The sequence below is a fragment of the Candidatus Eisenbacteria bacterium genome (assembly GCA_013140805.1).
In the GTDB taxonomy this organism is placed as follows: Bacteria; Eisenbacteria; RBG-16-71-46; order RBG-16-71-46; family RBG-16-71-46; genus JABFRW01.
Genome location: JABFRW010000199.1, coordinates 1 through 10,632 on the forward strand (window position 1 = coordinate 1; position 10,632 = coordinate 10,632).

Below are 10,632 nucleotides of genomic sequence, written 5' to 3' on the forward strand. Positions count from 1 at the left end.
GCTCGCATGACGACGGCGGTGCGGTGCCCACGCCGGCACCCGCGCGGGTCGGCGCTCCCGCGCTCGGCGACCGCGGAGCCGCGGCACTCGCGGGCCCCAGGCGCTATTACCTCGCAAACGACGATCACACCGACTACGAGTGGAGCGGATCGAGCGCGTTCTACCGCGGTGCGTTCGGCCGCATGCTCGACTACTACATGACTCAGGCCGAGACCACGGCGAGCTATCCGTCCGATTCGCGCGGGCGCTTCAACACCGACGGCAGCGTGTGGGTGAGCGAATACGAGGTCTCGCGCACACCGGCCGACTTTCAGCGGCTGATCGGTCACCTGCGAGCCGGCAGCATCACGATGCCGCTCAACACCTGCGTGCAGCTCTACGGTGCGATGCCGGCCGAGGCCGTGATTCGAAGTTTTGCCTACGCCGGTCGACTCGAGCGTCGCGAAAACCTGCGCTTTCGACTGGTGATCCCGATGGAGAATCAGACCCTGCCCGGTGGCGTGGCGTCGCTGTGGGCGGGCTGCGGCGCGCGCTACAGCTGGAAGGGCATCTGCGATTGCAGCTCCCAGATCAATGCATGGGACCGGTCGCGCGACGTCTATCACTTCACCGGCAAGGACGGGCAATCCGTGCTGATGAAGTGGAACTCGATGCTCAGTCCGGGCTCGAGCCAGGTGCTCGGTGGTTATGCCGAGGCCCGCAATCCGATTGCGAGCCTCAACACCATGCGCACCGATCCGGAGTTCCTCACGCGCTGGCCGTACGACGTCGCGGGCGCATTCGGCTACGGCTGGGATGACGCCGAGAGCACCACCAACGCATTCGTGCAGGCCTCGCTCACGCAGTCGAACGCGAACGAACGCGTGATCGTTTCGAACCAGATCGACTTCTTCGAGGACTTCGAAGCGAACTACGGATCCACGCTCAACTCCTTCGGCGCTTCGTTCGGCAACGAGTGGGATCTCCGTACCGCCGGACTGGCGGAGGTGACGGCGCGTGCGCGCCGAGCGCTCGAGAAGCTCCGTACCGCCGAGGCGCTCGTCACGCTGGTGGCGCTGCACGATCCGTCGATCCTCGCCGGACGCGCGGCCGACCGCGACAGCGCCATGATGTGCCTGGGCCTCTACTACGAACATTCCTGGGAGGGCGGGCCGTCGGTCAGCGAATCCCAGCGCGTGACGTGGCAGCGCCGCATCGAGTCCATGATCACGCGCTATGTCAACGCGCTGCACACCGCCGCGCTCGTGCGACTCGGCGAGCTGGTGAAGAATGATTCCGGTGCCGAGCGACACGTGGTGTTCAACCCGCTCTCATGGGTGCGCGACGACGCCGTCGATCTCACCCCGTCGACCGCGGCTCCGCGGCACGTGGTCGACGTCACGACCGGGCTTCAGGTCCCGAGCCAGGAGATCGTGGTCGACGGCGTGCCGCGCCTTCGCGTGCTGGCTTCCGCGGTGCCGGCGGTCGGCTATCGCACCTACGAAGTGCGGGCCGGAGCCGGCACGACCTTCACTCCGGCCGCCACCTTCGCTTCCGCAACGCTCGACAACGGTCGCTACGCGGTGACGCTCGGGAGCCGCGGTCAGATCACGAGCCTCGTCGACCACGCGGACGCGAATCGGGAGCTGGTGGCGTCGGGTCAGGCATTGCACGACTTCGGCACCGGCAATGGCTCGGTCGCGCTCGAATCGTCCGGCGCGGTCTCTGCGACGATTCGGGTTTCGGCCGGCGGCTCGCCGGCACACGAGACGCGCGTCACGCTCTACCGCGGGATCGACCGCGTCGCGGTCGAGGGCAGGGTGACGCAGAACTTCGGCGACACGCGGACCTATCGCTCGACGTTTGCGCTCGGCGGAGCCACCATGCGGCACGAAGAGGTCGGCATGATCGCGCGCGTCGCGCGGCAGTCGCAGGGCGGCGACTACGCCGACGAGGATGCTCGCACCGACTACCTCACGTTCAATCACTTCGTCGACCTCTCGCTTCCGGCCCGCGGCGTCACGGTCTCGAACTGGGACAGTCCGTACTTCCAGGCCGGCAACAGCACCATCACCACGCTCGACGCCGCCACGCCGCGCATCGACGCCGTGGTCGGCATGCAGATCGACGGCTCCGGCGGCATCTCGAATCAGGGCGGCGACACCGCATTCCTGAACCGCTACGCGTTTCGCGCGCACGGGGCCTGGGATCCGGCGGCGGCGATGCGATTCTCGCTCGAGCACCAGAATCCGCTGGTCGCCGCACCGGTGCTCGGTGCGCTCGGCTCGCCGTATCCGGACACGACGTTCTCGTTGATCCAGATCAGCGATCCGAATCTGCTGCTGTGGGCGCTCAAGCCAGTCGAGGAAGGCATCGCTCAGGGCGTGATCGCACGGGTGTGGAACCTCGCCGACTCGCCGCGTGCTTTGCGGCTCGACGTCGCACCGCAGGGCATCGCGGTTGCGTCTCGCGTGACTCACATCGAGACTCCGATCGGCCCCGCGGTGGTGCTCGGCGGCGGGATCGAGGACTCGCTCGCGACTCAACAGATGAAGAGCTATCGCTTCATCGCCCAGCCGAGCGTCACCGAATCGAGCGGCACGCGCACCCACCTGGCGCTCGCGGCGTGGCCGAACCCGCTCGCGCGCGCCGCCGTCACGCACCTGCGATTCTCGCTCGGTGCCGCCACCCCGGTTCGGGTGTCGGTGCACGACGTTGCCGGACGCGAGATCGCGCGCCTCGCCGACCGGGTGATGCTGGCCGGCACGCAGACGCTCGATTGGGATGGACGCGATCGGGATGGGCGCGCGGTCGCGGCCGGGCTCTACCTGGTGAAGGCTCGCATCGGAACCCGCATCGAGACCGCGCGCGTGGTGCGTTTCTAGGCGCGTTCCCGTGCCGCCTCGTTCAGGCCGGGTCCGCACGCCCCGATTCGTCGGCGAGTCGCAGGCCCTCGAGGATCAGCCGCTCGAGGTCGAGATCGAGTCGAATCTCGGGACTCAGCGTCCGGTCGCCGATCGAGAACGCGAAGTGACCTTCGCGCCACAGCAGCAATCCGAACACCACGCGCCGCATCATGTCCTGAAGCGCCGCGCGCACTTCGTCCGAAGTCGTCGCGCCGGCGGCGACCAGCATCTCGCCGAGGCGCCGCCCCGGCTGCTCGCGTTGAATCGAAAGCAGCAGCTCGAGCGCTTCGCGCGACACGCTGCGGCGATGCACCAGCAGATCACCGAGCCGCACCGCGCCACCGCTGGTGCGCGCGAACACCGGCTGGCCGTTCTCGACCCAGACGCTGGCGTGCTCTCCGGCGCGATCCAGATCGAGGCGTCCGGTGGCGCGCGCCAGCCGCAGCAATTGCAGCACCTCCGGCAGGTGGAAGTGCGCGAGGTTGCCGTCGAGAATGCTAGCGGGGACCGTATCGGACATCGCCGACCACCCTTCCGCTCGCTTCGCGCGCGCGGCCCGTCAGCAACCGCAGGTTGTACCAGCCCAGCACCACCGCATGGATCACGGTGGCGGCAAGCAACACGCCGAGGGCGACCTCGGTGAGTGGTCGCAGGATCTCGGCCGTGCGACCTTCGAAGGTGCGCAGCAGCAGCACCAGCCCCACCAGCGCCGCCATCACGATCCCGGTGGCACGACCGAAGACGGTCGGGTGAATGCGGACCGGCCCTACGAACAGATAGAGGTAGCTCCCGCCGATCAGCAGCACCGCATAGCGGGCGATCGCCCAACTGGCCACCCAGATCGGGAGGGTGTGCGACGCGAGCAGTGCCAGGAACAGCGCGAGATTGCTCACGATGTCGACCACGGGGTCGATCATGCGACCGAGTTGGGTTTCCTGATTCCAGCGGCGCGCGAGCCACCCGTCCGCCACGTCGGTGAGACCCACCACCACGAACGTGACGAGCGCGAGCGCGGCGTGCCCGTCGAGCAGGAACAGCACCAGCGCCGGGGTGAGCGCGAGTCGCAGCATGGTGAGCGCGATCGGCACGTTGATCGCCGACAGCGTGTAGCCCTCGCGATTGCGCAGCTGGCCGATGCCGAGGCTGACGAGCGCGCAGGCGGGCAGCACCCCGAAGGAGGTCTGCAGCAGGAAGTCGTACGCGAGTGCTCGATCGTAGGCGACTGCCATCGCCACCGCGGCCACGAAGGCGGCGGCGAAGAACGCGAGCCCGGCCACCCACACCGATCGCACCGCGCCGGGATTCGCGACCATGTTGTGGCGCGCGATCGCCCCCACCTGGCGGGCGTAGGCAACCAGTGCGGCGGGCGCAAAACGCTGACTCCTCAGCTCCCGCAGGTGTTCCTCGACGAACAAGTCGGCCTCCCCGGTGGTGGCCGGGCAGGATAGGGGTTGGTGCGCCGACGGCAAAACCCGCGCCCTGGGCCTCGAGCGGCAACCCGAATGCCGGCTCGAAACCCGCGCGATTGGAGCGGCGGGCAGGCCGATAACTCTTGAGGCTGCGTGGAGGTACTCGTAGACTTCCGAGGCCATTTCAGACGTCCAACTTCCATCGAGGGCCGCCTCATGCATGGTTCGAAATTCGCCGCTCAAATCGCCGCGTCGCCGCGCCTGCTCGGCGTTTTCGCGACCGCGATGGCGCTCGTCGTCGGCTCGCGCACGACCCACGCCCAGTGCACCTCTGCCAGCTGGTTCGTGCCCGGTCCGGCGGTGACGGTCGGAGCCAATCCCGCCGGCATCGTGCTCGGGGATTTCAACAACGACGGAATTCGCGACTTCGCGATGACGATCAGCGGATGGTTCTCGGGCGTGCCGTCCGCGAGCAACGTGCGGATCTATCTCGGCCAGGGATCCGGTGGCGTCGGTAACGGCTCCTTCAGTCCCGCCCAGTCGATCCTGCCGGGCACCAACCCGTTCGGCATCGCCTCCGGCGACTTCTTCGAGGACGGGATCGCAGACCTCGCGGTCGCGAACTACGGGAGCGGACAGGTCTCTTTGATTCGCGGTCTCGGCGCGAGCGGCGTCGGCAACGGCACATTCGCCTCCTCGGTGCAGATTCCGCTTCCGGGCGGGCCGCACGAACTGGTGGCTCGCGACTTCAATCACGACGGGATCCTCGACCTGGCAGTCACGCTCAACGCTTCGAACAAGCTCGCGATCCTGTTGGGCCGTGGCGGTTCGGGCGTCGGCGACGGCACGTTCGACCCCGCGGTGCTGTACACCGCGCTCGATCGTCCGAATGGCATCGCGGCGGGTGACTTCGACGAAGACGGCCACACCGATCTCGCGGTGTGCGGCTACTACTCGGGCAAGGTCGAAATCTTCCGCGGACTCGGAGACGGTTCGTTCACCAACGTGCTGCATCTGCCGGCCGGCCCTGAGCCGATCTGGGTGACGACCGGCGACACGAACATGGATGGCATCACCGATTTGCTGGTCGCCAGCACCGCCAACGGTGGGATCTGGTTGCTGCGGGGCCTCGGAGTCGGCGGTGTCGGCAACGGCACCTTCGCGGCGGCGACATTCCTCGCGCCCGGTAATGCCGTGAGTGTTCAGGTTGCCGACGTCGATCAGGACGGGTTCCCGGACGTGGTGGGCGTGGTCAGCAATCACCTGACCGTCAACTATGTCACCTCACTGCGCGGGCACGGCGACGGTACCTTCGATCCGGAGCGCATGCTGAACTTCGAGTTCGCCCCGGCGCGCGCGGAGATCGGCGACTTCGACGGCGGCTCGATGCTCGACGTCATCACGCCGATGTACACCTCGAACAACTTCTTCGTGCTGCACGGCGAGTGCCTGTCCGATCCGCGTGCGCCGCAGTTGGCCGGATTGGGTGACGTACCGAATGACCAGGGTGGAAAGGTGTTCCTCACCTGGGGTCGCAGCAGCCTCGATGTGACCAGCGGCGCCGTGAACTCGTACGTCGTGTGGCGCCGCGTCCCCGAATTCGCGGCCGAAGCCGCGATGCGTGCCGGAGAGAAGGGTGAGAGGCCGCAGATTCGCGTCGAGCGGGTCGAAACCGCGAATGGAACTCAGCTCGTTTACTGGGAAGCACTCGCAACGCTTCCGGCTCAGCGGCTGGCCGGCTATGGCTACACGGCCGCGACGACTCAGGACTCGCTGCCGGGCAGCAACCCCTACTCGGCGTTCTTCGTGACGGCGCGTACTGCCAGTGTCGACGTTTTCTACGACTCGCCGGTCGACAGCACCTACTCGGTCGACAATCTCTCGCCTTCGGCCCCCGGAGCCCTCGCGGCGAACGACGTGGGAGCGGCGGTGCGGTTGAGCTGGGCGGCTTCGAACGCCCCCGACGTGCACGAGTACCGAGTCTATCGTGGCGATACTCCGCTGTTCGAAGCCGACGCCGCAGCGCTGGTCGGGTTCACTCAGCAGCTGCAGTTCGACGACGGCGGCGGCTCGGCCGGCGACTGGTACAAGGTGCGCGCCGTCGACGTTCATCAGAATCTCGGCGCGGTGGCGACGGCGGCCGCAAGCGGCCCGACGTCCGTCGTCGCGTCCGGCACGGTCGTCAGCACCGGACCCGGCGAAGTCGAAGTACTCTGGCAGCTGTCCGGCGAAGTATTCGGTGCGCTCGCCGAACGCCGCACGAGCAACAAGGCGTGGCAGACTCTCGGCGAGGTCACGATCCTTTCGGGCCGCGCCCAGTGGATCGACCGCTCGCCCCCCGCGGGAGCCCTGGCGACCTATCGGCTGGTCGACCGGACGAATGCCGCCCTGATGGGCAGCGAGATCGAGGTGCGAGTGCCGGGCTGGCAGCTCGAGCTCGCGGGTGCACGACCGAACCCGACCACCGCAAGCACACTCGAGGTGCACTTCACACTGGCCACCGACCGCCCCGCCCGTCTCGAGGTGTTCGACTTGAGTGGACGCCGGATGGCCTCGCACGACGTCGGCGCCATGGGCGCGGGTCCGCATCAGGTGCGGGTGAGCGGTACGCGCAGTTGGCCTGCCGGCATCTACACACTGCGGCTCAGCACCGAGGGCTCGAAGCTGTTGCGTCGCGTGGTGCTGGTTCCCTAGCCGCTCGTCGTCGAGTCGGGCGGACGCGTCTCATGCGTGTCCGCCCGTTCGAGCCGTACTCGTACGATCGTCGTGAGGATCTTCGAGCCCGCGCCGAACACACCGCGCACGGTACCGCTGACCTTCGATTCGCCGCCCCGGCGACGGCGCCAACTCGCCGCGACTTCGAGCATTTCGATCCCGGTACGCGCCGCGCGCGCCTGCATTTCGACCGTCCAGCCGTAGTCCCGGTCGCGCATCGCGAGCCGCTCCAGGGCCGACCACTCGATCGCCCGAAACGGCCCGAGATCACTGACCTGCACGCCGAACAGCGAGCGCAACAGCCACGAGGCGAGTCGGTTGCCGAAGCGTTGAACGACAGTCAGCGCTCCGGGCTCGACCGTGCCGATCACGCGTGAGCCGATCACGAGCGCTGCTCGTCCGGCGATGATCGGCGCGACGAGCTGCGACAGTTCGCGCGGATCGTCGCTGCCATCCGCGTCCATGAACGCCACGATGTCGGGCGGGTTCGCCGCAAGCCGCGCGAGTCCCGCGAGGCACGCAGCGCCATAGCCGCGGCGCGGCTCCAGCACGACCGTGGCTCCACCCGCTCCGGCGACCGCCGCGGTCCGATCGCGGGATCCGTTGTCGACCACGATCAGCGCCGCAAGGTCCCAGTCACGTCCTGCCGACGTGCGTTCCAGCTCGAGGTTCAACTCGGCGAGTACTCCGGGCAGCACGCTCTCTTCGTCGAGCGCCGGAATCACGATCGCGACGCGCGCGCGCGTCAACGCCCGTCGCTTCCGGTCGCCTGTCCCCGCACCGCTGCCTGAGCGGCGGCGAGGCGCGCGATCGGTACCCGAAACGGCGAACACGAGACGTAGTCGAGTCCGGCCCGGTGGCAGAACTCGACGGTCGCGGGATCGCCGCCGTGCTCACCGCAGATTCCGACTTTGAGCTCCGGACGCGTCGCGCGACCTCGTTCGACCGCCCACTGGATCAGTGCGCCGACCCCTTCCACGTCAAGCGTGACGAACGGATCGGCCGGCAGGATGCGGCGCGTGCCGTACTCGGGCAGGTACTTGCCGGCGTCGTCGCGAGAGAAACCGAAGGTGAGCTGGGTGAGATCGTTGGTCCCGAACGAGAAAAACTCCGCCTCGACGGCGATGCGATCGGCCGTGACCGCGGCGCGTGGCACTTCGATCATGGTGCCGAGCTGGTACTCGATTCGCATCTGCTTCTTCGCCATCACTTCGGCTGCAACCCGTCGAACGATCGCCGCCTGATCGCTCAGTTCGTTCGCGTGCCCGACCAGCGGGATCATGATCTCCGGTCGCACGACGACGCCCTTCCGAGCCGCGTCGCAAGCACCTTCGAAGATCGCGCGCACCTGCATCTCGGTGATCTCGGGATAGGTGATGCCGAGCCGGCACCCGCGATGGCCGAGCATCGGATTGAACTCGTGCAACTCCTCGACGCGGCGCAGCAAGGTCTCGAGGCGACGCAGCTTCGCGGGTTTGGCTGCTTGCTTCGCGCGCCGTCCGGCGCGCTCCCAGTCGTGGCGCAGCACCGCGACCTCGGTCATCAGTTCCTCACGCTTCGGAAGGAACTCGTGCAGCGGCGGATCGAGCGTTCGAATCGTGACCGGGTAACCGTCCATCGCCGTGAACAAACCGCGAAAATCGGCACGCTGATGCGGCAACAGCCTGGCGAGTGCGGTTCGATACCGCGTCAGCGCCGGCCGTGCCCGCCGTTCGAGCACCGCGAGCTGCTTTCGCAGCAGCTTCGCCGACGTCGGATCGGCGCCCGCGAGCGCGGCCCGTTGAGCGGCGAGCTGTTCGCGGCACTGCTTGGCCTCGGGAGCCGCCAGAATCATCGCGACCACGTGAGGCAGGCGATCCTCGGCGAAGAACATGTGTTCGGTCCGGCACAGTCCGATGCCCTCGGCGCCGAACGCACGCGCCTTTCGAGCATCGCGCGGGATGTCGGCGTTCGAGCGCACCTTGAGACGCCGCGCCGCGTCGGCCCATGTCATGAGCGTTTCGAACTCGCGGCTCAGCTGCGCGTCGAGCGTGCGAACCTGCCCTGCGATCACGCGTCCGGTGGCGCCGTCGATCGTGAGCCACTCGCCCTCGCGGATCGTGACGCCTCCCGCCACGAGTGAACGCGTCCGGTCGTCGACGACCACCGAGGTGGCGCCGCACACGCAGGGCTTGCCCATCCCTCGCGCCACGACTGCCGCGTGCGACGTGAGACCGCCGGTCGAGGTGAGTACGCCGGCCGCGGCATCCATGCCGTGAATGTCGTCGGGCGTGGTCTCGCGGCGCACCAGGATCACCTTCTCGCGGCGGCTGCGTTCGACCGCGAGATCGGCGTCGAACACCGCGCGTCCCACCGCGGCACCCGGCGAAGCGGCGAGACCGGTCGCGAGCACTCGAAAGCGGGCCTTCTCGTCGAGCCGCGGATGCAGGAGCTGATCGAGGCTCGTCGGCTCGACCCTCATCAGCGCCTCGGCCCGCGAAATCGTCCCCTCGGCCACCATCTCGACGGCGATCCGAACCGCCGCCTGCGCGGTGCGCTTCCCGATGCGGGTCTGCAGCAGGAACAGCCGTCCGTCCTCGATCGTGAACTCGAAATCCTGGACGTCGCGGTAGTGCGTCTCGAGCCGTGCGGTGATGTCGCGAAGCTGCGTGAATACCTCCGGCATCTGTTCCTGGAGTTCGGCGATCGGGCGCGGGGTGCGAATTCCCGCGACCACGTCTTCGCCCTGTGCATTCGTCAGGTACTCGCCGTAGAACACGCGCTCACCGGTCGCGGGATTGCGCGTGAAGCCCACCCCCGTGCCGGAGCTCTCCCCGAGATTGCCGAACACCATCGCCTGAACGGTGACCGCGGTTCCGATCTCGTCGGAGATTTGATTCTGGCGGCGGTAGTAGATCGCGCGATCGTTGTTCCATGACCGGAACACAGCGTCACGAGCGAGCGCGAGCTGGACGTACGGATCCTGCGGGAACTCGCGTCCGGTTCGACGCTTCACCAGCGCCTTGAACGCGGTCACGAGCCGGCTCCAGTCGAGTGCCCCGAGCTCCGAGTCGAGCGCAATGCGGCGGCGCTGCTTGTGCGCGCGGATCAGCGCTTCGAACGCATGCTTTTCGACTCCCAGGACCACCGAAGCGAACATCTGGATGAAGCGTCGGTAGCAGTCCCAGGCGAAACGCGGATTGTCGGCGCGCCCGGCGAGCCCCGTGACGGAGCGATCGGTGAGCCCCAGATTGAGAATCGTGTCCATCATGCCCGGCATCGAGTACCGTGCGCCCGAACGCACCGAGACCAGCAGTGGATCCGTCGCATCGCCGAGGCGGCGCCCCATGCGTCGCTCGAGCAGCGCAAGGGCGGTTGCCTCGCGCGCCTCGTAACCCTCCGGAAGGCGCTGAGCGCTCGAATACCAATGGCGACACACGGCGGTCGAGATCGTGAATCCCGGCGGCACCGGAATGCCGGCATTCGTCATCTCGGCGAGACCTGCCCCCTTGCCGCCCAGCACATCCCGGCGCTTCGCGTCACCGTCGGCGCGCCCCTCTCCGAACGAGAACACATCGCTCGTCGCGTCGGAGTCGCCGGCGCCGTCGGCTCGATGTTCGGACGACTTCCCCATCACCGGTGCC

General features: G+C 67.9%; 6 protein-coding genes. 2 read left to right on the top strand and 4 right to left on the bottom strand.

What is annotated here, in order from left to right; translation table 11 throughout:
• The coding region (locus HOP12_15185) for a hypothetical protein (protein NOT35488.1) at positions 1 to 2,864 on the top strand (2,864 nt) is incomplete at its 5' end.
• A gap of 22 nt (positions 2,865 to 2,886) precedes the next feature.
• Here HOP12_15185 and HOP12_15190 read toward each other — a convergent pair.
• Together HOP12_15190 and HOP12_15195 are read right to left on the bottom strand one after the other, a co-directional pair.
• A complete protein-coding gene (locus HOP12_15190) occupies positions 2,887 to 3,405 on the bottom strand; it encodes a DUF4388 domain-containing protein (protein ID NOT35489.1) in 519 nt (172 codons plus the stop codon).
• Complete coding sequence (locus tag HOP12_15195) at positions 3,383 to 4,300, bottom strand: CDP-alcohol phosphatidyltransferase family protein (GenBank protein ID NOT35490.1); 918 nt, start codon at positions 4,298 to 4,300, stop codon at positions 3,383 to 3,385. Before HOP12_15195 ends, HOP12_15190 begins: the two co-directional genes overlap by 23 nt.
• Positions 4,301 to 4,510: 210 nt before the next feature.
• On the opposite strand from HOP12_15195, the gene HOP12_15200 reads away from it, so the two are divergent.
• Entirely contained in the window at positions 4,511 to 6,988 is a 2,478-nt protein-coding gene (locus HOP12_15200) for a T9SS type A sorting domain-containing protein (GenBank protein NOT35491.1), read from the top strand.
• Here the strand turns inward: HOP12_15200 and HOP12_15205 are convergent.
• Complete coding sequence (locus HOP12_15205) at positions 6,985 to 7,758, bottom strand: glycosyltransferase family 2 protein (GenBank protein NOT35492.1); 774 nt, start codon at positions 7,756 to 7,758, stop codon at positions 6,985 to 6,987. The genes HOP12_15200 and HOP12_15205 overlap by 4 nt on opposite strands.
• The gene (locus tag HOP12_15210; GenBank protein ID NOT35493.1) at positions 7,755 to 10,622 is read right to left on the bottom strand and encodes a pyruvate, phosphate dikinase; all 2,868 of its coding nucleotides are present in this window, start codon (positions 10,620 to 10,622) and stop codon (positions 7,755 to 7,757) included. The genes HOP12_15205 and HOP12_15210 overlap by 4 nt, the downstream gene beginning before the upstream one ends.
• Positions 10,623 to 10,632: the final 10 nt, after the last annotated feature.